The 25,994-nt window shown below is 39.8% G+C and carries 18 protein-coding genes; 5 read left to right on the forward strand and 13 right to left on the reverse strand.

Features of this window, described 5'->3' with window-relative positions:
- The first annotated feature begins 53 nt into the window (after positions 1 to 53).
- Positions 54 to 983, forward strand: a complete 930-nt coding sequence (locus tag CZ225_RS00375) for a magnesium transporter CorA family protein (protein ID WP_077152569.1) — start codon at positions 54 to 56, stop codon at positions 981 to 983.
- A gap of 169 nt (positions 984 to 1,152) precedes the next feature.
- Here the strand turns inward: CZ225_RS00375 and CZ225_RS00380 are convergent, their stop codons facing one another.
- The 4 genes from CZ225_RS00380 to CZ225_RS00395 all read right to left on the reverse strand — a co-directional run bounded on the left by CZ225_RS00380 (position 1,153) and on the right by CZ225_RS00395 (position 7,553).
- A complete protein-coding gene (locus CZ225_RS00380) occupies positions 1,153 to 2,673 on the reverse strand; it encodes a DUF5723 family protein (RefSeq protein ID WP_077152570.1) in 1,521 nt (506 codons plus the stop codon).
- A 172-nt stretch (positions 2,674 to 2,845) separates the two neighbouring features.
- A complete protein-coding gene (locus tag CZ225_RS00385) occupies positions 2,846 to 3,448 on the reverse strand; it encodes a ribonuclease HII (protein WP_077155619.1) in 603 nt (200 codons plus the stop codon).
- A 390-nt stretch (positions 3,449 to 3,838) separates the two neighbouring features.
- Complete coding sequence (locus CZ225_RS00390) at positions 3,839 to 5,059, reverse strand: BACON domain-containing protein (RefSeq protein WP_159441737.1); 1,221 nt, start codon at positions 5,057 to 5,059, stop codon at positions 3,839 to 3,841.
- A gap of 289 nt (positions 5,060 to 5,348) precedes the next feature.
- Positions 5,349 to 7,553, reverse strand: coding sequence for a sodium-translocating pyrophosphatase (locus CZ225_RS00395; protein WP_077152572.1), 2,205 nt, complete (start codon positions 7,551 to 7,553; stop codon positions 5,349 to 5,351).
- A 661-nt stretch (positions 7,554 to 8,214) separates the two neighbouring features.
- On the opposite strand from CZ225_RS00395, the gene CZ225_RS00400 reads away from it, so the two are divergent.
- The 3 genes from CZ225_RS00400 to CZ225_RS00410 all read left to right on the forward strand — a co-directional run bounded on the left by CZ225_RS00400 (position 8,215) and on the right by CZ225_RS00410 (position 13,705).
- Positions 8,215 to 10,188 (forward strand): transglutaminase domain-containing protein, encoded by a 1,974-nt coding sequence (locus CZ225_RS00400; RefSeq protein WP_077152573.1) that lies wholly within the window; start codon positions 8,215 to 8,217, stop codon positions 10,186 to 10,188.
- 142 nt (positions 10,189 to 10,330) lie between these two features.
- Positions 10,331 to 12,520, forward strand: a complete 2,190-nt coding sequence (locus CZ225_RS00405; RefSeq protein WP_077152574.1) for an alpha-galactosidase — start codon at positions 10,331 to 10,333, stop codon at positions 12,518 to 12,520.
- A gap of 132 nt (positions 12,521 to 12,652) precedes the next feature.
- Positions 12,653 to 13,705 (forward strand): DUF3828 domain-containing protein, encoded by a 1,053-nt coding sequence (locus CZ225_RS00410; protein WP_077152575.1) that lies wholly within the window; start codon positions 12,653 to 12,655, stop codon positions 13,703 to 13,705.
- 190 nt (positions 13,706 to 13,895) lie between these two features.
- Here CZ225_RS00410 and CZ225_RS00415 read toward each other — a convergent pair whose 3' ends face one another.
- From CZ225_RS00415 to rimP, 8 genes are all read right to left on the reverse strand, one after another.
- Positions 13,896 to 15,107 (reverse strand): aminotransferase class V-fold PLP-dependent enzyme, encoded by a 1,212-nt coding sequence (locus CZ225_RS00415; protein WP_077152576.1) that lies wholly within the window; start codon positions 15,105 to 15,107, stop codon positions 13,896 to 13,898.
- A 38-nt stretch (positions 15,108 to 15,145) separates the two neighbouring features.
- Positions 15,146 to 16,489 (reverse strand): Fe-S cluster assembly protein SufD, encoded by a 1,344-nt coding sequence (gene sufD / locus CZ225_RS00420; protein WP_077152577.1) that lies wholly within the window; start codon positions 16,487 to 16,489, stop codon positions 15,146 to 15,148.
- Between the two features lie 2 nt (positions 16,490 to 16,491).
- Positions 16,492 to 17,244 (reverse strand): Fe-S cluster assembly ATPase SufC, encoded by a 753-nt coding sequence (sufC, locus tag CZ225_RS00425; protein WP_077152578.1) that lies wholly within the window; start codon positions 17,242 to 17,244, stop codon positions 16,492 to 16,494.
- 20 nt (positions 17,245 to 17,264) lie between these two features.
- A complete protein-coding gene (gene sufB / locus CZ225_RS00430) occupies positions 17,265 to 18,767 on the reverse strand; it encodes a Fe-S cluster assembly protein SufB (protein WP_077152579.1) in 1,503 nt (500 codons plus the stop codon).
- Positions 18,748 to 19,275: a CvpA family protein gene (locus tag CZ225_RS00435; protein WP_077152580.1), complete on the reverse strand. Its 528-nt coding sequence runs from the start codon at positions 19,273 to 19,275 to the stop codon at positions 18,748 to 18,750. Before CZ225_RS00435 ends, sufB begins: the two co-directional genes overlap by 20 nt.
- Positions 19,276 to 19,440: 165 nt before the next feature.
- The gene (gene infB / locus CZ225_RS00440) at positions 19,441 to 22,521 is read right to left on the reverse strand and encodes a translation initiation factor IF-2 (RefSeq protein ID WP_077152581.1); all 3,081 of its coding nucleotides are present in this window, start codon (positions 22,519 to 22,521) and stop codon (positions 19,441 to 19,443) included.
- A gap of 58 nt (positions 22,522 to 22,579) precedes the next feature.
- On the reverse strand, positions 22,580 to 23,854 hold the full coding sequence (gene nusA / locus CZ225_RS00445; protein WP_077152582.1) for a transcription termination factor NusA: 1,275 nt from the start codon (positions 23,852 to 23,854) through the stop codon (positions 22,580 to 22,582).
- Between the two features lie 2 nt (positions 23,855 to 23,856).
- The gene (rimP, locus tag CZ225_RS00450) at positions 23,857 to 24,324 is read right to left on the reverse strand and encodes a ribosome assembly cofactor RimP (protein ID WP_077152583.1); all 468 of its coding nucleotides are present in this window, start codon (positions 24,322 to 24,324) and stop codon (positions 23,857 to 23,859) included.
- A gap of 173 nt (positions 24,325 to 24,497) precedes the next feature.
- Between rimP and CZ225_RS00455 the strand changes: the two genes are divergently transcribed.
- The gene (locus tag CZ225_RS00455) at positions 24,498 to 24,893 is read left to right on the forward strand and encodes a hypothetical protein (protein ID WP_077152584.1); all 396 of its coding nucleotides are present in this window, start codon (positions 24,498 to 24,500) and stop codon (positions 24,891 to 24,893) included.
- Between the two features lie 116 nt (positions 24,894 to 25,009).
- Here CZ225_RS00455 and CZ225_RS00460 read toward each other — a convergent pair whose 3' ends face one another.
- The gene (locus CZ225_RS00460; protein WP_077152585.1) at positions 25,010 to 25,912 is read right to left on the reverse strand and encodes a HEPN domain-containing protein; all 903 of its coding nucleotides are present in this window, start codon (positions 25,910 to 25,912) and stop codon (positions 25,010 to 25,012) included.
- Positions 25,913 to 25,994: the final 82 nt, after the last annotated feature.

The raw sequence follows: 25,994 nt of genomic DNA on the forward strand, positions 1-25,994 counted from the left end.
TCATGGAACGTTAATGCCTCTGCTCGTGTAAACAAACGAAAGGAGGCAATAAGATGAGAAAATATCTTTATTGTGAAGCCGGCTTTGTGGAAAAAGCCCAATGGCTTCCCAACAGTTGGGTAAACGTAGTATGCCCAGATAACGATGACTTTGAGTTTCTGACTCAAACCCTGAAAGTTCCCGAATCATTCCTGACCGACATTGCCGATACAGATGAGCGCCCACGTACCGAAACAGAAGGTAACTGGTTACTAACCATTCTCCGTATTCCGGTACAGGACAAATTAAATGGAAATCTTCCCTTCAGTACAGTGCCTATCGGAATCATTACCAATGATGAGATTATTGTTTCCGTCTGCTATTATAATACAGACTTACTGCCGGACTTTATTGACCACACTCGTAGAAAAGGTATCGAGGTGCGCAACAAACTCGATCTGATTCTGCGCCTTATTTATTCCTCTTCCGTATGGTTTCTAAAATATCTGAAACAAATCAACCTGGATATCACAGCCGCAGAAAAGGAGCTGGAGAGAAGTATACGTAATGAAGACCTTCTACGTTTAATGAGGCTACAGAAAACATTAGTTTACTTCAACACCTCTATTCGTGGTAACGAAGTTATGATCGGAAAACTACAAAGTATTTTTCAAGACACCAATTACCTGGATAAAGACCTGGTTGAGGACGTGATTATCGAACTGAAACAGGCACTTAATACCGTAAATATTTATAGTGACATTCTTACTGGCACTATGGATGCATTTGCTTCCATCATATCCAACAATGTGAATGCTATCATGAAACGAATGACCAGCATATCTATTACCCTGATGCTTCCTACATTAATAGCCAGTTTCTATGGCATGAATGTAGATATTCATCTTGAAGATACGCCACATGCATTTGCACTCATTATCCTTTGTTCAGTTATATTGTCGGCATTATCATTCGTGATTTTCCGGAAAATTAAATGGTTTTAGAGTCAGACTCTTCAATCATTAAAAAGAGTCACTGATAAATGATCAGAAAGATAACAGCCTGTCATCAGAGTTTCTTTAACAAGACTTTTGATTACAGGCTGCTAAACTATACGTTTTTCCTCAATAGAGAATACTAAAAAAGAGAATGTTTAAGAGAGAGAAATTATATTTATCCTTCTTTATTATATTTCTTTCCGCCCAATGGAATAGATATTCCAACAAATCCATTCACAGCATTAGAATTCTTTCCTAAGAACATATAGTCAGTTCCGACAAACAACGGACCTAGTTTCAGACCAAGTCCAAATGATTTACCAGCCGATTGGATAGCCGAATAACTTAGTGCTACATTAAACCAACTCTTCGGACGGTAGTTTGCAGAGAGAGTTACTTCTGTCAATGCATCAGGCTGTACAAAACGAGTCGTAGACAATACACCTAGTCCCAGTTTATTATCAAAGAATCCGTACTCAGCTCCAAACACAAGTGTAGAGGCCAATCGAGATTTACGAGACTTCTGCGCATCTTCAGTTCTAAGTTGCAACATTTCGTAGTTCAGTACATCACCATTACCAACACGATCTAGATAGTCCATAGCCTCATTAGAGAAACTATTGACAATTTGTTGGGCTTCAGATAAACTGGTAGCAGATGATAGTTTATCAACATATGTCTGTCCGTCCATATCTATATTTCCACTGGCTGTACCTATTTTGGTACTTTCTTTTGACCAAGAAATAAAACCTAAATCAAGAATAGACGCAGACACTGTCAAATTATCCAATATTTTATACGATGCTCCTAAATCAACACCAAAACCATAGCCCGCTACACCAAGCTTTCCTGCATCAAAATCAAGATCACTAACATAATCCTGACCATCTTTTTGTGTTAACTCCAAACCTTTAAAAGAACTTTCCAAGTTAGCACCTACAGCCAATTTAGCTCTATAATCACCGATCTCCTTCTTTAATGCCTCAACCTGACTCATATCAGTAATTTCCATACGGCTAAATTCCTGTATACGAGCTTCACTAGGCAAATTTGCATTCATATAAATCTGATTAATTTTCAGATCTAAATTTCCTATACCCAATAATGCTTTTACTTTAGCACCAACAGTCAAGCGATTGTTAATCTGTCTGGAAAATCCCAATCCTATTTCTGTAAAAGCATTAATATTCAGTTTTTGATTATCAATTTCAAATTTCTTGTTTTGCCAAGTATTTTGAAGTTCATCCATCTCACTTAAGAAAGTAAACATTGATTTCGTAAGATTTGCACCAATATCGGCACGAATTCCTACATTGAATGACCAGAAGTTCTTTCCCTTGTACCATCCTGCAGAAAGAATTTCAGTACTAAAATTTACATTTAGTTTATTATTATCTTTCAAACGTCCCAGAAATTTCGGATTAGTATAAAAATCATCTCCATTATCAATTATATCAATAATGTCCCTATAACCCAATGAAGAAGATCCTACAGTTGCATTCAAAGAACCAACTACTGGAAAATTAAAATATCCCTTAGTCGGAGCCAATGCCGGATTCAGTTGTTGGCGATAATGGGTACCTTCCATAAAATAAGAAGTGCGTAAGAACTGTGCATTTACTGGCAAAGCACCAATCAGCATAATTATAAATACTCCAACGAGTCTCACACAGAAAAGTAGTTTGTTTGATGTCATGATTTAAATCTTTTTTTATTCTTGTTACTGCTTGCAAATATATAGCATTTCTATAACAAATAAAAGTATTAAGCAACATATTTTTAGCATAAAAAGGATATAAAGACCTATTTATAGGGCATAATCGCGCATAAATTGCAAAAATATGTAGAATATATTTCTACACTTGTGGCTAGAAGTTTAAACTTAATTGACCATCACCAAGAAGATTGAAAGTCATTCGATGGTAAGGAGTAGTACCACGTTCGGCGATAGCTGCCCGATGTTTCTTTGTTGGATAACCTTTATTGTGGTCCCAATCGTAATAAGGGTATTTCTTATGAAGATCATTCATGTAATCATCTCTATATGTCTTTGCCAAGATGGAAGCAGCAGCAATCGAAAGATATTTTCCATCCCCTTTCACGACAGTGGTATGTGGAATATCCGGATATTTATTGAAACGGTTTCCGTCAATTAATAAATGTTGGGGACGGATGGACAATTGATCTATAGCACGATGCATAGCTAAAAAAGAAGCTCGCAAGATATTTATTTCATCAATCTCTTCAGGAGTAACAACTCCCACTGCCCAAGCAACAGCTTCCTTTTCTATCACCATACGAAGTGCATAACGTTGTTTTTCAGTCAGTTGTTTCGAGTCGTTCAATAACTCATTCTCAAAGTCTTTTGGAAGTATAACGGCAGCGGCATAAACAGGTCCTGCCAAGCAACCACGACCGGCTTCGTCGCAGCCGGCTTCTGTCAGGTCTTTATTTAAATAAGGTAATAGCATTGAGATATCTTTTATTGGCTTCAAAAGTACAAAAAAAGTATGGATTTTGAGTGCCAACAGTTCATTGAACATGGAGATGCATGCATCAGGAAATGATATACCGTTACTTGTGGGGATAAGTATGAATAGAAAAAATGTTCTTCCCTAATTGCAAACTTCCTTTTCTCTAATAGGAAAGTTATTTTCTATTTAGCTCCATCTGTAATTGCAAGTTGCGTTTTTACAATTGGAAGTTGCAATTATACAAATGCAAGTTCCAATTGTACAATCAGAACTTGCGTTTATAGTTTAATCTTAATAAAAAAGATGTTTGCTATTAGGAGAAAGCAACTTTACTACTAATAGAAAAGAAGTTATTCATTAATGCAGCGGAGGCTATCTATTAAGATACTAATCAGGCAAATTAGGAGATCTTGCAATAACCCCTACTTGCTCTCCATTTTCATAGAGGTAGTCGAACACATAGAATGAAGAAAGGGATACATCGCCTGTTCTTTCACCATTAAGTGTATAGAATCCATGAGCATAATATGCATGTCCCTTCACACAAGGAATTTCTTCCTGAGTCCAGGTATCCTCATTGTATGAAGGCGCGCGCGCATCTAGAAACTCCTGATAAGAACTTTTACTTCCCGCATCATATAAATAGGTCTCATAAGCTCCACCGTCCCATTTTTGAATAGTTTTAGTAGAGTTATAATAACGGATATAAAGTTGAGAATTTCTAGGCGAAGAAGATGTATGACCTATATTATACTTTTTAGACTCACCCTTACGCATATAGATTAAGTCATCATAATCTCTATCATGATATTTTATTTCCGCACCGACAATCTCAGTACCTTTCATAACATAGTCTTTTACCCAAAAGCGGGCGAGTCTAGAATCATCAAGATTTCCCCTATAAGTTATTGCGGAAAAATACCCATGTCCTTTTTTGCATGGAACGACTTCACCCACCCAAGTTTCTTTATCCCAAGCAGGTTTCTTCATTATGCTAAGATCCTTCCATGACATCTCTCCACAATCAAGCAAATACATTCTTTGTCCTTCACCACCTTTGCCACCTTGAAAAAAGCCCGGCTCTTTAAAATAAATATAATGCCCAGTTGGACTAAGCATATAATCCTGCCCATCATCTATAATAAACATTTCCTTATAGTCCACCCATTCATACTCTTCACCGGAGTCTCCTCCTTCTTCTCCTCCGCTTTCATTTGTATTTTTCTGGGTAACAGAAACCACAATTTCCTCTGATCCCGAATTGACTGTAATCGTAGCGGTACGTGTTTTGCCCGTATTATTGGGAGTTAATGTAATGTTCAACGTATGTTCTCCCGCTTCACCGCTATATTTATTCAAAGAAATCCAGCCGGGAGAATGATTCGCATCTCTAGCTGTCGGCACTTCTGCTATGGTAGCAGTCCAAGATGCCGTTGCAACAAAAGAGAAGCTCCCGGAAACATCACTTGCATTAAAGCTTTGTTCTCTCTCACTTGCATTCGGCAGTCTGATGCTTTTATTCTCATCATCGTCACTACTGCACCCCGAAATGACAACTGCCCAAGCTGTCAAAAACAAAAAACAGATCCAACTATTTACTCTTTTCATCACAATTACTTTTTTTACCCGATGGCTTCCTCTTTCGGAATAACAATACATAGTGTAGAAGCCTCAAAAGAAACACTTTTGAACACTAGCTGTAGTTTCGCATTTCGACAAACGTAACGAATCGAGAGACATTTAACAAATATATATGCTTATTTTTTTCTATGGAAAGCCATCTTTTACATCAAATAGGGCTGAATGAAGGAAACACCCCCTAAAAATAAGAATGGGCTGCAAGAAACACCTCCTACAGCCCATACGCCATCAATTCATTTTTATCTAGCAGAGCATACTAAAACACACTCCATGCTACCGTCAGACCGGCCATTACGATAGCAACCATACTCATAAGCTTAATCAATATATTCAAGCTCGGACCGGAAGTATCTTTAAACGGGTCGCCCACTGTATCGCCAACCACTGTTGCCTTATGCACTTCACCGCCTTTTCCTCCTAAGTTCCCCTCTTCCACATATTTCTTCGCATTATCCCATGCACCTCCGGCATTTGCCATAAAGATGGCCAATACAAATCCACTACTCAAACCGCCTATCAGCAATCCAAGAACACCCGGTACCCCCAAAATGAATCCTGTTAAGATAGGAGCAATTATAGCAATCAATGAAGGAACTACCATTTCCTTCTGCGCACCTTTTGTTGAAATAGCGACGCAACGCTCATAGTCAGGTTCTGTCTCCCCGGTAAGAATTCCCTTTATTTCACGGAACTGACGGCGGACTTCATCTACCATATGCCCTGCCGCTCTTCCCACTGCATTCATTGTCAATCCGCAGAATAGGAAAGCCATCATCGAACCGATGAACATACCCGAAAGAACTTTGGGATTCATCAGATTCACTTCATAATAGTTCATAAAGTCTACAAATGTAGCGTTGGCTATGCTGACCGAGCCTCCATCTGCGAAATCCAAGTTTGTATTTCCCAATCGAGTAAGCCCGATACGAATCTCTTCAATATAAGATGCCAGAAGTGCCAAGCCTGTAAGAGCAGCAGAACCGATAGCGAATCCTTTTCCGGTAGCAGCAGTCGTATTCCCCAGGGAATCAAGTGCGTCAGTACGCTTACGAACTTCAACGCCTAGACCTGACATCTCAGCATTACCACCTGCATTATCAGCAATAGGGCCATAAGCATCCGTTGCTAAAGTTATTCCTAATGTAGAAAGCATACCAACAGCAGCAATACCAATTCCATACAATCCCATACCGACATTCGCAAAATCTCCACCGGCTGCCAACAGATAGGAAGCAATGATACCTAGTACCACAGCAATAACAGGGATAGCTGTAGAAAGCATTCCCAAACCAATACCGGAGATAATTACAGTTGCAGGTCCTGTCTTGCCACTCTCACTCAATCTCTGGGTTGGACGATAAGACTGGGAAGTATAATATTCCGTAGAACGGCCGATAATGATTCCTACCACTAAACCAACGACTACCGCTCCCGAAATCAGCATCCAATTATCCAATTGCAAAAGCCACAGGATAAAGAAAGTTGCAATTACAATGAGTACGGAACTAAGATTGGTTCCCCATGCTAACGAGCCAAGTAAATCTTTCATCGTAGCATTCTCTTTCGTACGGACAGAGAAAATGCCGATAATCGAAAGAATAATACCGACAGCCGCAATCAACATTGGGGCAATCACTGCTTTGAACTGCATCACGGTATCGGCAGAATGAATAAAGGCCGCAGCACCCAATGCAGCAGTTGCCAGAATAGAACCACAATAAGATTCGTACAAGTCAGCTCCCATACCCGCAACATCGCCTACATTATCGCCTACATTATCGGCAATTGTTGCAGGATTCCGCGGATCATCTTCAGGAATACCTGCTTCTACTTTACCAACCAAGTCAGCACCTACATCGGCAGCTTTCGTATAGATGCCGCCACCTACACGAGCAAAGAGTGCCTGTGTAGAAGCTCCCATTCCAAAAGTAAGCATTGTAGTAGTGATTACGCAAAGTTTATGAGTGGGTGTCAGAGCATCGGCAGGAATTACCTCATTCAAGAGCAGATACCAAAAAGAAATATCGAGCAATCCAAGACCAACAACAACCAAACCCATCACAGCACCACTACGGAAAGCAATTCTCAATCCGGCATTCAACGAGTTACGGGCAGCATTTGCTGTTCGTGCAGATGCGTATGTTGCGGTTTTCATTCCCAAAAAACCGGAAAGGCCCGAAAAGAAACCACCTGTCAAGAAGGCTATTGGCACCCAACTATTCTGGACATTAAATCCATACGCCATAATAGAAAACAGAATAACCAATCCCAAAAACACAAAACCTACAATTTTATACTGCTGTTTCAGATATGACATCGCACCTTTACGAACGGCAGCGGCTATCCTTATCATTTGAGGAGTACCTTCACTCTCTTTCATCATTTGCTTATGGAAATAATAAGCAAAACAGAGGGCTAACACAGAAGCAGCTGGAACCAGCCAAAAAAGAATGTTATCCATAGAATTAATTATTAAAGGGTTTATGAGCTCTAAAAGTATAGATTTCTGATGAAATAAACAAATTAATTGAAACTAATATACCAAAGGTAGTCATAGAAGAATATGATTAGAATAATTATACTATTATCTTCTGTCAGATAACTTTCTGAATGTTCCTTTTATCTGTTTACGGGAATAATGCAGCTATCGAAATTACTTTGTGCTGATTTATCTTTCCAGATGAAGAAAATCCGCTCTCGTTGCTTTATGTCTGCTGTCTGTAGTAGCAACAAACAAGTTTATTTAGAATCGTATATTTTTCTTGTCGTACACACTCAGCTCAACAAATAACAGTAACGTTAATAAGCAGAATATAATCATTATAAAGCCATTTCATCCAATCTACACAAATATAGGACATATTCAATATATATAACGAAATGAATGTTTGCACGTACATTTTTTGTCTTCTAAGAGATTTTCTTTAACTTGCCGTCGTTTACTAGCAAGAGAAATGTAATATTCTCCAGTATCTCTTCTTTATTGTACAATTTAATCCTTATAATTAAAGAAAGAGAAACAGAGGAAACTACTATTTACAAACACTTGTGGTGAATCAATACTGTACCAAATTATTCAAAACAAAAGCCTTAAAGGACCGAACTTTATAAATATAACAAATATGTCAATAAACAATAAAATAAAAATCAGCTGTTCTATCATCGCTGTCACTCTCTTGTTAGTATATGGTTGTCAAAATCAAGATGCCCGAATAGAAAGAGCTTTGAGTCTTGCTAAAAGTAACCGACCGGAATTAGAAAAAGTACTAGAACATTATCAACACGACTCATTAAAACTGGAAGCTGCTAAATTTTTAATCCGTAACATGCCCGGACATTACTCTCCGGCAGATAGTTCAATCAACAAGTATTATGATGCAATAGATTCCACACTCCATGCTATGAAGAACCATAACGTTGATGAAATAAAATATTCTTTAGAAAGAATATCAGATAGATTTTGCACGATTATAAAAGACGAGACTGTACCGGATGTGGAAATAATCACATCTGAGTATCTAATAGCTAACATTGATACAGCTTTCGCCCAATGGCAGGAAGGACCATGGAGTAAACATTTAAACTTTGAGCAGTTTTGCGAATGCCTGCTTCCATATAAGACTGAAGACCTCCAAAGTTTAGATAACTGGAAAGAGTATCTTAAAACAACTTACAATCAAAAGCTGGAGAATCTGAAATATTGTGATCTATATAAGAATTCAGCTCTACGGGCTGCTATTCAAGTAAACAGCAATTTAAAAAACGATCTTCATCCGGTTTTAGTACCTTCAAGAATGACACCAGTCTACCGGATGTCCACAAGAGTGAAACTTCCTTTCGGTATGTGCGATGATTATACAGAGATTGCAACTGCCGTTTTCAGAAGTAACGGAATACCTGTTTTCTCCGATTTCACTCCTCAATGGCCTTTCCGCTCCATGGGACATACATGGAATGTACTGCTGAATAACAACGGGAAGAATTTGTCTTTCGGCGGTGCAGACACCAATCCGGGCGATCCACACAAGCTGGACGAACATATGGCAAAAGCATTCAGAAGAACGTATGCAGCAAATTCCGAATTAGAAGAATTACAAGCAACGGAAAAATACATTCCCTCCACTTTCTCCACGCCTTTCATCAAAGATGTCACACCGGAATATACAGACTGCGTGGATGTGGAACTGGAAGTAAACGGAAAGAATGGGAAATTTGCCTATCTCTCAGTCTTCAATAACCATACATGGACGCCTATTGATTTTACGCGAATAAAACATGGCAAAGCACACTTCAAGAATATGGGGAAAAATATTGTGTACTTACCTGTATATTATGAAGAAAATGAATGGCAATTAGCAATAGCCGATCCTTTTGTACTGACTTACAAAGGAGAAGTGAAGAAATTGATTCCGGATACACTGAAACGTCAGACATTGGTTTTACATAGAAAATACCCTGTTTTTCCACATCTGAATGAAGGGGCAGAAAGATTGTACAACGGTGAATTTCAAGTTGCAGATAATCCGGATTTCAAGAATGCCAAGGTCGTTCATAAGATTAAGCAGTGGGGGACGATAGGTATGGAAGCGAATATTCCTGATTCTTGCGGGAAATACAGGTATTGGCGTTACTACCAGCCCGAAGAATATTGCAATTGTAACATAGCAGAGATATACTTTGTGGAAAGAGAGAACCATTCGTTCATCGAAGGGGAAATAATAGGTACAGATGGTGCTTGGAACAATAATGAGAATTACAATAAAACGAAAGTATTCGACCATAACTTATTGACTTCCTTCGACGCACCGACATCTAATGGGGCATGGGTAGGTATGGATTTTGGAAAACCTGTAGATATTGAAAAGATTCTTTTCACAGCCCGCGGTGATGGAAATACAATCGACATAGGAGATACCTATGAATTGTTTTATTGGGGCAACGGACATTGGAACTCACTTGGAAAACAGAAAGCTAATACGGTAACACTAGAATATAAAAACGTACCTACAGGTGCTCTGTATTGGCTGAGAGATCTGACAAAGGGGGAAGAAGAACGTATATTTACGTATGAGAATGGGAAACAGATCTGGTGGTAATGGTAACTTTTTGCACCCACTTGCCATAGAGTCCGGTGCAAACTTAAATCCTGAAGTTATTCAGACATAATAAATAGAATCATTATCTTTGCGATTCGCTTAATCTATTTTGCAAACTAGCCCAATTTATTATTAAAAACACATGAAGAAATTATTTGTATTATTGATGGCTTTATCTATGTTAGCACAGATAAATGCTCAAGAAAAGAAAATCATCCGTATCTCTACGGACAACACAGACTTAATCTTACAAGTTGCACCCAACGGACGCCTGTATCAATCTTATCTTGGAGATAAGTTATTGAACGAACAGGATATCAACAACTTCTCTTATGCCGTAAAAGGTGGTTCGGACGGTAGTGTATCTACTCGCGGTTGGGAAGTATATCCAGGTTCCGGTGCTGAAGATTACTTCGAACCGGCTGTAGCAATTACCCATTGCGACGGAAATCCAAGTACAATATTCCGTTATGTTTCTGCCGAGCAGAAAGAAGTAAAGGGCGGAACAGAAACAGTGATTAATCTAAAAGACGACCAATATCCGGTGGAAGTAACACTGCATTACATCGCTTATCCGAAGGAAAACGTTATAAAGACTTGGAGTGAAATCAAACATAGCGAAAAGAAACCTATCAATTTATGGCGTTATGCTTCGACCATGCTTTATTTTTCCAACACCAATTATTATCTGACAGAGTTCAGTAGCGATTGGGCTAAAGAAGCTAGAATGAGTACACAGCCTCTGATGTTTGGGAAAAAAGTGATTGATACCAAACTGGGAAGCCGAGCTGCGATGCACACACATCCTTTCTTCGAACTTGGGCTGGACCAACCGGTGCAAGAGCAACAAGGACGTGTAATGTTAGGTACTCTTGGCTGGACCGGAAACTTCCAATTTACTTTTGAAGTAGATAATGTAGGCAATCTGCGTGTTATCCCGGCTATCAACCCCTATGCTTCCTACTATGAATTGAAAGCTGGCGAAGTTTTCTCTACACCGGAATTCATTTTCACTTTCAGCAACAATGGTACAGGAGAAGCTAGCCGTAATCTTCATGCTTGGGCACGTAATTACCAATTGAAAGATGGACAGGGTGATCGCCTCACTTTGCTGAATAACTGGGAAAATACTTACTTCAACTTTAACGAAGAGCTACTTGGGGAACTAATGAAAGAAGCGAAACATCTTGGTGTGGATATGTTCTTACTTGATGACGGTTGGTTTGGCAACAAACATCCGCGTAATGATGATCATGCCGGACTTGGTGATTGGGAAGTCATGAAATCAAAACTGCCCGGTGGTATTCCTGCTCTTGTAAAATCCGCCAAAGAAGCCGGAGTAAAATTCGGTATCTGGATTGAACCGGAAATGGTAAATCCCAAAAGTGATTTATTTGAGAAACACCCTGATTGGGCAATACATCTTCCAAATCGTGAAACTTATTATTACCGTAACCAATTAGTACTCGACCTTAGTAATCCGAAAGTACAAGACTTTGTATTCGGCGTTGTAGATAATATTCTGACAGAAAACCCGGAAGTAGCCTTCTTCAAATGGGACTGCAACTCTCCTATTACGAATATTTACTCTCCATATCTGAAGGACAAACAGGGACAGCTTTATATCAATCACGTGCGTGGTATATATAATGTACTGAATCGTATCAAAGACAAATATCCCAATGTACCGATGATGCTGTGCTCCGGTGGTGGTGCACGTTGTGATTATGAAGCCCTGAAATATTACACAGAGTTCTGGTGCAGCGATAATACTGATCCCGTAGAACGTATCTTCATCCAATGGGGATTCTCACAAATTTTCCCGTCTAAAGCAATGTGCGCACACGTAACCAGTTGGAATAAAAATACCAGTGTTAAGTTCCGTACCGATGTGGCAAGTATGTGTAAACTTGGCTTCGACCTCGGTTTGAAAGAGTTAAATGCCGACGAACTGGCTTATTGCCAAAATGCAGTAGCTAACTGGAAGCGTTTGAAATCGGTAATCCTGGATGGTGATCAATACAGACTTGTTTCTCCATATGACGGAAATCATATGGCTATAATGTATGCCGCTCCTGATGCTTCAAAAGCGGTATTATACACATACGATATCCATCCACGTTTCGGCGAAAAGTTATTCCCTGTAAAACTTCAAGGATTGGATGCAAAAAAAATGTATAAGGTAAAGGAAATCAATCTAATGCCAAACAAAAAGTCTAATCTGGCAGCCAATGAAAAAACTTATTCCGGTGATTATCTGATGAAAGTCGGAATTAATGCGTTTACCACAAGCCAAACTCATAGTCGTGTCATTGAACTGACTGCGGAATAAAGCAGACGTTTATTCTCCGTATGAACATATTACAATGTTGTGCGGAGATTCTTTTATCATACATTTTTAGCGAATAATAATTGTAAGTATTGAAATAAAGTACTATATTTGATATACGTAAACAAAAACAACATGAATTATTTCAAAACATTTATCCTCTTCATAATTGTATTTTCTGCCATCTCATGTATGGAACAAAAGAAGAAAAAGGGCATCACCGACTTTCCACAAGAAGAGGCAACGTTAAATGAGCCCGGCAATGAAAACGGAATAAATCTGCAAGAAGAAATAACCGATGCCTCATCTCAGGAAGCGATCGAGAGGCAAAACGACCCTGGCAGCGAAAATGAAATAAATCCGCAAGAAGAATCTATCGACATTCCAGTTGCAAACCCCAAAGCGGTCGAAATGCTAAAGAAGTTTTATAGCAGTTACCTTTCTCCGTCATCAAGACGTGAACATATATTTCAACTGCACGCCGGATACATGACAGAAGCAATGAAAAATAAAATTTTAAGAATGAGTGCTAACACCGACATAAATGCCGTCATTCGTGCTCAAGATGTACCGGAAGACTCATGTGAAACGTTGAAGATAAAAGAATTGGGAAACGACTGGTACATGGTGAAATACACTTCTGGGAAAGGTGGACCATATGAGCATCGATATAATATTCCTGTGAAGGTGGTCGAGGAGAATGGCCGATGCCTGATAGCTTATATCACGCCACAAGATGAAGGTCAAATATACGGCGACAGTCTATGGTGTCATACAGATACCTTTCCGACAGTGGACCGTACCGAGCCTCTCGCTTTCGTGAAGAGTTTCTACGAACTTTACACGACCAAGTACGGTTGCCTGATTCCGAATCTGCAACAGGAGCTGGCAAGTATACGCAGAGAGAACCTTACTCTGAAAGCCCAAGAGCAATTTAACAAAGCGGAAGAGTCGAATAGGCTGGACGGATACAAAGAGTATGATCTGTTGATAAGAGGCTTTGATTTTGAATATCTATGGCGTCCATCTCTCAAGGTGACGCCTGCGGATAAAGCAAATACGTATCGTATCAGTTACAAGACTTCTCAATATTCGAAAATGAGAGAAATAGCGGTTGAAGTTATCGAAAAAGACGGAAAATACTACATTGACGACATACAAAATGAGGATAGCAAATATTTTCCTTAAAGAGCCATCAATATATATATATATATATATATTTACGGTGTAAAATATATATAGCTAAAAGAGGATATTCAGCAAATGTTCTAAAATAGAAGATGGCATGTATAAATGAGGATTGGTATCTCATTTGTATATGCCATCTTTTAGTGATTATTCTAAAGAATTCGTATAAAACCTCTTCTTACAAATATTCTTAAAACATCCTACGGACACGATCGATACTTGCCACCAATGCATCTATCTCACTTTTTGTATTATATAAAGCAAAAGAAGCCCGCACTGTTCCTTCAATACCAAGACGTTGCATCAACGGTTGTGCACAATGGTGTCCTGTACGAACAGCAATCCCCAAACGATCCAATAGAGTTCCCAAATCGAAATGGTGAATATCACCTACAAGGAATGAAATAACAGCTCCTCTATCAGCAGCTTCCCCCAAAATACGCATATCAGGAATCTCTTTCAATCGTTTCAGAGCATACGTAGTCAATTCATGCTCATGAGCTGCAATCTGCTCGATACCGATACCATTTACATAGTCTAGTGCTTTCGCCAATCCGGTAGTACCGATATAATCCGGAGTACCGGCTTCAAACTTAAAAGGAAGTTCATTGAAAGTCGTCTTTTCAAAGGAGACATGCTGAATCATCTCTCCTCCTCCTTGATATGGCGGTAAACGGTCTAACCACTGCTCTTTCCCATAGAGTACTCCCACTCCCGTCGGACCATAGATTTTATGACCGGAGAACACAAGAAAATCTGCATCCAGTTCCTGTACGTCTACCTTCATATGAGGGATAGATTGAGCAGCGTCCACCAAGAATGGTACACCATGCTCATGTGCTATCTTAATCATCTCCTTCACCGGATTTACAGTGCCAAGTACATTTGAGACTTGCATCACACTGACAATCTTAGTACGCTCAGAGAATAGCTTTTCATATTCATCCAGCAACAATTCACCCTTATCATTCATTGGGATTACTTTAATAGCAATTCCCTTGCGAGCAGCCAATAACTGCCAAGGTACAATATTACTATGATGTTCCATCACCGAGAGAATCACTTCATCTCCTTCTTGCATAAACTCGTCACCAAAACTAGAGACCAACAAGTTAATGCTTTCTGTCGTTCCCCGTGTAAAAATGACCTCATTCGTACTATGCGCATTGATAAATTGACGTACAGTTTCGCGGGAAGATTCATGTAATTCCGTAGCCTGTTGGGATAAGTAATGCACACCGCGATGTACATTAGCATTAACGGAATAATATTCATCCACCAACGAGTCAATCACCAAGCGAGGCTTCTGAGTAGTCGCAGCATTATCTAAGTAGACCAACGGCTTACCATAAATTGTACGACTCAATATCGGAAAGTCTTCGCGTATCTTTTGAATATCCATGAATTTCAATTATTAAAGATTAGTGTTCCGTACAAGCTCTATTTACAGATCGCACAGCCCTGACACTTATTCAGTTCACCCCGGAAGCGTTTCTCAACTAACATATGCAAACGATCTTTAAGTGCATCCAAGCGAATTGTATCAATGACCTCATTGACAAATGCAAACATTAATAACAACCGCGCTTCTTTCTCGGCAATTCCACGTGTACGCATATAGAACAAAGCGTTCTCATCCAACTGCCCAACCGTCGCACCATGTGAACACTTTACATCATCTGCATAAATTTCAAGTTGCGGCTGAGTGTACATGCGCGCATTACGCGTAGCACACAAATTACGGTTGGTTTGCTGTGAATTTGTATGCTGAGCATCCGGACGTACTAGTACCAATCCTGCAAAAGCACCGACTGCCTGATCATCTAATACATATTTAAATAGCTCATTGCTGGTACAATTAGGTACAGCATGATCGATAGATGTATTATTATCCACCTGTTGATTCTTATCAGCGATTGCCATGCCGCAAAGATTGATTTCAGCACCTTCACCTGCTAATATTACTTCAGTTGTATTACGGGTAGTCCCGTTGTGAAGAGTCATTCCATTCAGCAAAACATTACTATTTGCCTCTTGTTTTACATATAAATTACTGATACGAACCGTACTTGTATGCGTCTCTTCCAACTCATACAGATCAAATACCGAATTTTCTCCGGCAAACACCTCAATTACCTGAGTTGCCAGGAAGTTTACATTATCCATCGCATGGTCACAGATCAACAAACGAGCTTGTGCACCCTCTTCCAAGATAATTAGTACCCGGCGATTTACCATAAAGTTCACATCCGCACGAAGGATATTTACGAGTTGGATAGGCTTCTCCACCACTACATTCTTAGGCACATAGAGAACAGCACCATCTTGTGCAAAAGTAGTATTGAATGCAGTTACACCATCTTTGGAAGTATCTGCCAACTTACCATAATATTTCCTTATCAGATCAGGCTGTTGTTCTGCTATTTCTTTCAAACTACCGAATATTACACCTTCAGGCAAATTTATTTTAGGAAGAGCCTTATTATAGAACGCGTCGTTCACCACAAAATACAAAGCAGTACTCATGTTAGGCACATCGCACTTAAACACTTCATACGGATTTACCGGAATAGACAAACGATTTAGGTTCAAACCGAAATCCGGTTCAAAATACTTGCTTACATCCGTATATTTATATTTCTCTACCTTACGGTTCGGAAATCCGAGTCGCTCAAAGTCTGCAAAAGCTCCAGCACGAGGTGCATTTAGCACTTCAGCACTATGTTTGCAAATCATCGCTTCCGTTTGTGAGAATAGATCTATGTATTGTTGTTCAGCATTCATCATTATTCTCCTAATTCTTTCTTAATCCAATCATACCCCTTGTCTTCCAATTCCAGTGCAAGTTCCGGTCCGGCGGTTTTTACGATACGGCCTTTATAAAGCACATGGACAACATCAGGTTTAATGTAATCAAGCAAACGTTGATAGTGGGTAATGACGATAGTACTAGTTTCGGGAGTCTTCAGTTTATTTACTCCTTCTGCTACGATACGGAGAGCATCAATATCCAATCCGGAATCTGTTTCATCGAGAATACTCAAACGCGGTTCCAGCATTGCCATTTGAAATATCTCATTCCGTTTCTTTTCTCCACCCGAGAAACCTTCATTCACTGAACGGTTAGCCAATTTATTATCCAATTCCACTACAGCACGTTTCTCACGCATCAGTTTCAAGAACTCGCTGGCAGTCAATGCCGGCAGCCCTTTATATTTACGCTGTTCATTTACAGCCGCACGCATAAAGTTTACCATACTTACCCCCGGGATCTCTACGGGATATTGGAAACTAAGAAAAATACCCTCATGACTACGGTCTTCCGGACTCAACTCCAGCAGATTCTTACCATCAAAAGTAATGGAACCTTTCGTCACCTCAAAAGCGGGATTTCCTACCAAAACGGAAGAAAGAGTACTTTTACCTGAACCATTCGGTCCCATAATTGCATGTATCTCGCCCGGTCTTACCGTCAAGTTAATGCCTTTCAATATTTCTTTGCCATTAATGCTGGCATGCAGGTCTTTTATCTCTAACATAATCTTTAAAATTAACTCATTTACCCTACACTTCCTTCCAACGAAATAGTAAGCAACTTCTGTGCTTCTACAGCAAACTCCATCGGAAGCTTATTCAATACTTCTTTCGCATATCCGTTTACAATCAGCCCTATCGCATCTTCAGTCGGAATACCGCGTTGATTGCAATAGAATATCTGGTCTTCACTAATTTTGCTGGTAGTAGCTTCGTGCTCTACCACAGCAGTTTCATTATGAATATCCATATACGGAAATGTATGTGCTCCACACTTATCGCCCAATAATAAAGAGTCGCACTGACTATAATTACGGGCATTATCAGCTTTTTCCGCCACTCGGACCAAGCCACGGTAAGAGTTCTCACTCCGTCCCGCAGAGATTCCCTTACTTACTATTGTACTACGGGTATTCTTACCCAAATGAATCATCTTCGTACCGGTATCAGCCTGTTGGTAGTTATTGGTCACCGCTACAGAATAGAATTCTGCAGTCGAATTATCACCCGTCAGAATGCATGAGGGATATTTCCAAGTGATTGCCGAACCGGTTTCCACTTGTGTCCAGGATAATTTACTGTCCACTCCTTTACAGTTTCCACGTTTAGTCACAAAGTTATAAACGCCACCCTTACCTTGTGCATCTCCCGGATACCAGTTTTGAACAGTACTATACTTCACTTCAGCACGGTCGTGCACTACAATTTCGACAATAGCAGCATGCAGTTGATTCTCATCTCTCATTGGTGCTGTACAGCCTTCCAGATAAGAAACATACGAATCATCATCCGCCACGATCAGTGTACGTTCAAACTGTCCGGTATTGGCAGCATTGATACGGAAATAAGTAGAAAGCTCCATCGGGCAACGAACCCCTTTGGGAATATAAACAAACGATCCGTCTGAGAATACGGCAGAATTTAATGCCGCAAAGAAATTATCCCGATAGCCAACTACCGAGCCAAGGTATTTCTTTACCAAATCGGGGTGTTCGCGTACAGCCTCACTGAAAGAACAGAAGATAATTCCTTTTTCCATCAGGGTTTCCTTAAATGTAGTCTTTACGGAAACTGAGTCCATCACAGCATCCACTGCCATTCCACTCAACGCCATCTGTTCTTCCAAAGGAATTCCGAGCTTATTGAATGTCTTTACCAGTTCAGGATCCACCTCATCCATACTCTTCGGTCCGTCTTTTTTCTTTGTCGGATCCGCATAATAAGAGATAGCCTGATAATCAATTTCAGGAATACGGAGATGTGCCCATGTAGGCATCTCCAGTGTCAGCCAATGCTGATATGCTTTCAGCCGGAATTCCAGCAACCACTCCGGTTCATTCTTCTTCGATGAAATCAGACGAATCACATCCTCATTGAGTCCACGCTCAATAATGTCTGTGTGCACCTCCGTGGTGAAACCATATTTGTACTTTTCTTCCGCAAACTTACGAACAAACTCATTATCGGTTTTATTCTTTTCGAGTTCGTCCTTTTCTTTGGGGTTTTTCTTATTGGATTCTTGTTGCATCTTTATTCTCTAATATATATTGTTGCGTCATATTCTTAGCAGCAGGAAAAAAAATTCCTGCAAACGTTTCCATTGGATAATATAACAACGATTCTCTCTTTTTTGTTGCACTAATTAACTTATTATCGCTATCGATAAACTCTATCACACAGATCACCAAACTTGTCAGCAACAGAAACTTAATTGCTCCTAAGCCGCTTCCTAACCAACGGTTCAGCCAACCTAATGATATTGCCTCCATTGCCTTGGTCAGCAAAGTTGCTACCAATGTAAATATCAATGGGACCGCAATCCATATCATTATAAAAGCCAACACCTGTGCAACTGTCATCGAGTCTGTCAGTGACGGACAAAGCTTTTCCGCCAACGTTGTATACAACGCTTTAGCAGCCAACAAACCAACAATCAATCCCAAGATAGAAGCCAATTGACGGATAAAGCCTTTCATAAAGCCAGCCACTACACCAGCACCCATTATAATAAGGATAATAATATCAATTGTTGTCACGTCTATAAAAATTAAAAGTGAAAAATTATAAGCCTGTAAACAATGGAATGATAACCGCTAATAAAGTAATAAGGTGGTAAGGTGGTGTCCTACAAACAGTACCACATTACCACCTTTTTTATTTTCACAGCGTCTGTTATATTATAACATTCACTTATAACATTCTTACAGTGTCTGTTTCACTTCTATTTCTTCAAATGTTTCGATCATATCACCCACTTTCATGTCATTGCAATTCACTAGGCTAATACCACACTCAAAGTTTGTACCTACTTCTTTCACATCGTCTTTGAAACGTTTCAGCGCATTGATATTTCCGGTAAAGATAACAATACCATCGCGAATCAAACGAGCCTTGTCGCTTCTCTTCACCTTTCCGGTCTTCACCATCGCACCGGCAACCAATCCCACTTTCGTGATATTGAACACCTCGCGGATTTCGATCGTAGCAGTTATTTGTTCTTTCAATTCCGGAGCTAACATACCTTCCATAGCCGACTTCACTTCTTCGATTGCATCGTAGATGACAGAATACTTACGGATATCAACCCCTTCCTGTTCAGCCATCTTAGCTGCAGCACCTGAAGGACGTACCTGGAATCCGACAATAATCGCATCTGAAGCAGCAGCTAATGATACATCCGATTCGGAGATTGCTCCCACACCTTTATGGATTACATTTACCTGGATCTGTTCGGTAGACAATTTAATCAATGAGTCGCTCAATGCTTCCACTGAACCGTCCACATCACCCTTAACGATGATATTCAATTCCTGGAAGTTACCCAGAGCAATACGGCGACCCAACTCATCCAAAGTAAGAATCTTCTGAGTACGCAAACCTTGTTCACGTGCCAATTGTTCACGCTTATTCGTAATCTCACGAGCTTCCTGGTCAGTATTGACTACATGGAATGTATCACCAGCTGCAGGAGCACCGTTTAATCCCAAAATCAATGCCGGTTCAGAAGGTCCTGCTTCTTTAATACGTTGATTACGCTCGTTGAACATAGCCTTCACACGACCGTAGCTAGTTCCTGCCAACACAATATCACCAACTTTCAATGTACCGTTGGATACCAAGACTGTAGCTACATAACCACGTCCCTTATCCAATGAAGATTCGATGATAGAACCTGTAGCATTCCGGTTCGGGTTTGCCTTCAAATCAAGCATTTCAGCTTCCAGCAATACTTTCTCCATCAGATCTTCCACACCTATACCTTTCTTGGCTGAGATATCCTGAGACTGGTATTTACCTCCCCATTCTTCCACAAGGTAGTTCATAGCAGCCAGTTCTTCTTTAATCTTATCCGGATTTGCAGTAGGTTTATCCACCTTATTGATTGCAAATACAATCGGTACACCTGCAGCCATCGCATGATTGATTGCCTCTTTTGTTTGTGGCATCACATTATCGTCGGCAGCTACAATGATGATTGCAATATCCGTTACTTTCGCACCACGTGCACGCATTGCAGTAAATGCCTCGTGCCCCGGAGTATCCAGGAACGTGATACGGCGTCCGTCTTCTAATTTCACATTATATGCACCGATATGCTGTGTAATACCTCCGGCTTCACCGGCAATTACATTCGCTTTACGGATATAGTCAAGCAATGAAGTCTTACCATGGTCTACGTGTCCCATCACTGTCACAATCGGAGCACGTGGCAACAAATCTTCCGGTGCATCTTCTTCTTCTACAACAGCCTGTGCAACTTCTGCACTGATGTATTCAGTCTTGAAACCAAACTCTTCTGCTACAAGGTTAATAGTTTCTGCATCCAGACGTTGGTTAATAGAAACCATCATACCAATACTCATACAAGTAGCAATAACCTGGTTCACAGAGATATCCATCATCGTTGCCAACTCATTAGCAGTAACGAATTCAGTCAGCTTCAATACCTTGCTTTCTGCCATTTCCTGATCTTCCAACTCTTGCATACGGTTGGAAACCATTTCACGTTTTTCTTTACGGTACTTAGCGGTCTTATTCTTACCTTTGGTTGTCAGACGAGCCAGTGTCTCTTTCACCTGTTTTGCTACATCTTCTTCGCTGACCTCCTGCTTGATGACCGGCTTCTTGAAGCGTTCTTTATTATTGTTCTTCTTATTATTGCCTTGGGCATTTGCATTACCTCCATTGTTTCCTCTGCCACCTTGAGTATTCGGCCGCGGACTTGCAAAATTAGAAGTAACTACGTTATTTACATCAACCTTTTCCTTGTTGATACGATTCCGTTTCTTCTTATTTGCTGAGTTCTCTGCATTATCTTTTGAACCTCCACTTCCTTTCGATTGCGGTTTATTATCATCTTTACGAATTTCCTTGATGATAGCTTCCTTCATCAACTTCTTCTGATCCTGACGGATCTTCTCTTTCTCCTCCCTTTCGCGACGTTTTTCTTCCTTCGATTTTTTCTTAGGACGAGTAGACTGATTTAATGCAGCCAAGTCAATCTGGCCGATTACATTGATCTTCGCACCCAGTTCCGGTTGGCGAATCTTGAAGACTTCATCTTCTTTCGGAGCTTCTGTTTCAGTTTGCTCTTCTTTCACCGGAGCTACATCAACCGCTTTTTCTTCTTTACGTTCTTCCGCCTTCACAGGTGCAACTTCAACCTTCGGCTCTTCTTTTTTCACTTCTTCCACGACTTTCTTCTCTTCAACTTCTGCCGGTTTCGGTTCCACTACAGATTCTGGTACAGCCACCGGTTCAACGGGAGTCGGTATAACTTCTACCTTCGGTTCCTCCTTTTTTACTTCAGGCTTCACTACAGGCTGCTCTACGACTTTAGGTTCCACTACAGGTTGTTCTACCACTTTAGGTTCCACTTTCTTAGGTTCGACCTTCTTTTCGGGTTCTTTTTCTACCTTCCGACCGCTTAAATTATTTAAATCAATTTTTCCGACAGGTTTAAACTTCGGACGTGCATCCTCAGGTACGACTGTCTTGATCACATCTTCTGACTTCGGTTTCTCCTGATGCTTTTCAAAGCCGTCAATCGATACCGACGCTTTATTACGCTCCTTATTCTGACGTTCCTGAATGAAACGCTCCGATTCAAGTCTAAGGTTCTTATCTGTACTAAACTCCTTCACGAGTATAGCGTATTGCTCCTCGCTAATTTTTGTATTAGGATTAGCCTCAACGGTATACCCTTTTTTCTGCAAGAACTCAACTACCGTCGCGATTCCTACATTCAAATCTCTTGTAACTTTGTTTAACCTTATCGTCATATTATAAATTTAATGAATAAATGGAGCGAAGAATTCCCAATTGGAGTAATTCATAAAATTACTCATGCAATGGTTCTTCTTCTTCAAACTCCGATTTCAAAATGCGTATTACCTCGTCCACCGTCTCTTCTTCCAAATCCGTTTTTTCAATCAACATCTCACGAGGTGCATTCAATACAGCCTTTGCTGTATCAATGCCAATCGCTTTGATTGCATCGATCACCCATCCGTCAATTTCGTCTCTAAACTCATCCAGATAGATGTCTTCATCCTGCACATTTTCATCCAACTCACGGAACACATCGATAGTGTACTCAGTTAACATACTGGCCAGTTTGATATTCAAACCGCCTTTACCAATAGCCAACGATACCTCTTCCGGCTTAAGGAATACTTCTGCTTTCCTCTCTTCCTCATTCAGCCGGATAGAAGAAATCTTTGCCGGGCTTAAAGCACGCTGAATAAACAATGAAATATTCGAAGTATAGTTAATTACATCGATATTTTCATTGCGAAGCTCACGAACAATGCCATGAATACGACTACCCTTTACACCTACGCAAGCTCCTACGGGATCGATTCTGTCATCGTAAGATTCTACCGCGATCTTGGCACGTTCACCAGGTATACGGGCAATCTTCTTGATAGTAATCAAACCATCATTGATTTCGGGTACCTCCATTTCAAACAGACGCTGCAAGAAAACAGGAGAAGTACGTGACAAGATAATCTTCGGATTATTGTTCTTGTTATCTACACGGGCAACTACTGCACGGGCTGTTTCTCCTTTACGATAAAAATCGCTCGGGATCTGTTCTGTTTTAGGCAATAGCAGTTCGTTTCCTTCATCGTCAAGAAGCAACATTTCTTTTTTCCAGATCTGATAAACTTCTGCATTGATGATAGTACCAACTTTATCAATATATTTGTTATAAATACTGTCTTTCTCTAGCTCCAGAATCTTAGAAGCCAATGTCTGGCGGAGATTCAGAATAGCACGACGACCGAACTTAGCAAAGATAACTTCATCAGTTACCTCTTCACCCACTTCGTAAGAAGCATCAATTTTCTGTGCTTCAGTCAAAGGAATCTGCATATTTGGGTTTGTCAGGTCTTCATCGGCCACAACTTCACGGTTACGCCATATCTCAAAGTCCCCTTTGTCAGGGTTCACGATCACGTCGTAATTCTCATCGGTGCCAAACATTTTCGCGATCACACTACGGAACGACTCTTCAAGGACGCTGACCATCGTGGTTCTATCAATATTCTTCAGTTCTTTAAATTCCGAAAATGTATCAATCAAGCTGATTGTTTCTTCTTTTTTGGCCATAACTATTTAAAGCTAATTAAGTATTTAGTATATTTTATTTGCTCATAAGTGAAGGTTTCATCCTCTTCTACCAGTTTGGGACGTTTGGTTCCTTCCAGTTTTACTTTCTTCTGTACGGCTATCGTAAATTTCTCTTCATCGGCGTCTTTCAGTATGCCGACAAGTTTACGTCCGTCTTTTGTCATTACTTCCACTTCTTGCCCGATGTGAATGTAATACTGTTGCAGAACTTTAAAGGGTTGTCCGATACCGGCTGAACCTACTTCCAGTTCATAATCCTCCTCTTCACGGTTCAGTTTCGATTCGATAAAGCGGCTAAGCTCTACGCAATCTTCAATCCAAACACCTTCTGCATGGTCGATCTCGACCACGATCTTGTCATCAGGGCTCACAGTTACCTCTACTAAAAAGTAGTCTTTTCCTTTCAGCCACTCATCAACAATCTGACAAACAGTTTTCTTTTCTATCATTTATTCGCTATTAAGAACAAAAAAAGGAGCTTAATTGCCCCTCCACCTTTCATCCGTTTCCGGTTGCAAAGATATAAATAATATGTTCGACTACAAAACATTAAAGAAAAAAAATATGAATTAACTATACGAACTTCGTATCTTTACGCCGCAATTATAAAAAAACAGTAATTATGGCACATCATTTAAACACTAATAAGCAATTTATGATAGGTAACGGGATCTTGGCTTTTGCTGTCATCTTTGTCGTTGTTATCTTCATTTATATGAGTATGAGACTCCAACATAAGAAAGAGGGTGAACGTCATTTCATTGAGACTTATTCAATCAGCTTAGTGAAAGGATTTGCTGGCGATTCCATTTCTTTGCTTATCAATGATAGTTTGATTTCATGCAAAGCAATAACGGACGAGCCTTATACAGTTGAAGTGGGCCGTTTTGCTGAACAGAGTGCTTTGATGATTGTAGACAATCAGACAGAATTGGTTTCAGTATTCGATCTTAGTGAAAACGGAGGTACTTATCGATTTGAAAAAGAGGAGGATGGTATTAAACAATTAGCTAAATAAAAATAAGAATGGATTCACACGATCAATACATGTGTGTATCAAAACTCAGAAAAGTATATTATTTTATCATTCAAAAGAGCTCATAACGAAGAGCTCCTTTCCTTATTTTGTTTTAGCTAAGCTTCTTCCTGTGCGATTAACTCATCATAAGAGGCTATTTTTTCGGTACAAATACGAAATGATATCTCTTTGAGTATTTCGATTCGTTCAAGCATATAGGCATATTCTTCTTTGTTTACAACAAAATCTTTATTGTAACGAGCCTCAATATATGCACGACAAAGCAAATCAAAACATCGCTTTTCAAAATCGGTATTCAAAGGAAATACTACTGCCAATTCTCTTGAATACTCTTTGGTAAAGCTACTCAATTCATTCAATTTATGGCTCTTAGAACGGTAGTTTGTAAAGACAAGACTGATAGCGTTATAAAAACGTTCACATGCTTGATGAAGTAAAAATGAGCCTCCAATATATTGTCCCTTATTATTAAAATAGTACCCAGCATCTAAATATTCATTTCCACGCGGATAGTGCGTTTCAAACTCATCAATAGCAAACTTTTTAATCTCTTTAAACGACAGTTCACGAGGTTTAGCCAATTTAAACTCTTTGTTGTCATATATCTTAATACCCTCTTTCACTATATCCGTAAAGAAATACTGACTACGTTCGAGGGCTTTATTAAGTGTATCAGCATACTCTACAATGAATTGGGGAGAAGCATGACGACGATAAGCAAAAGTTTTATGATATTTGGGCGTAACTTTATCTCTCAGCCTATCTTCGACATGCTTTACGTTTGGCTTTGAAATGACCACCATAATATCTAAGTCACTCTGGTATGAGGTATGTACACCAAACTCAACTCTCTCATCCCACAAAACATAACCGCCACGAGCATAACTACCATATAATATAATCATATCACACCACGACACATGGCGCTTAATAAGCTCCCGTAAGGTGTTTAACTCCTCTTGGGTTCGTTTTGGTAAATGCTTTATTGACCACTTCATACGTTCTTATATCTATTTGATCACAAAGTTAATACAAATATTTGGCATTTATTGAGATATACATTATTTCTATCTTTTTTAC

Origin of the sequence: Bacteroides bouchesdurhonensis (assembly GCF_900155865.1) — a bacterium.
Classification (GTDB): Bacteria; Bacteroidota; Bacteroidia; order Bacteroidales; family Bacteroidaceae; genus Bacteroides; species Bacteroides bouchesdurhonensis.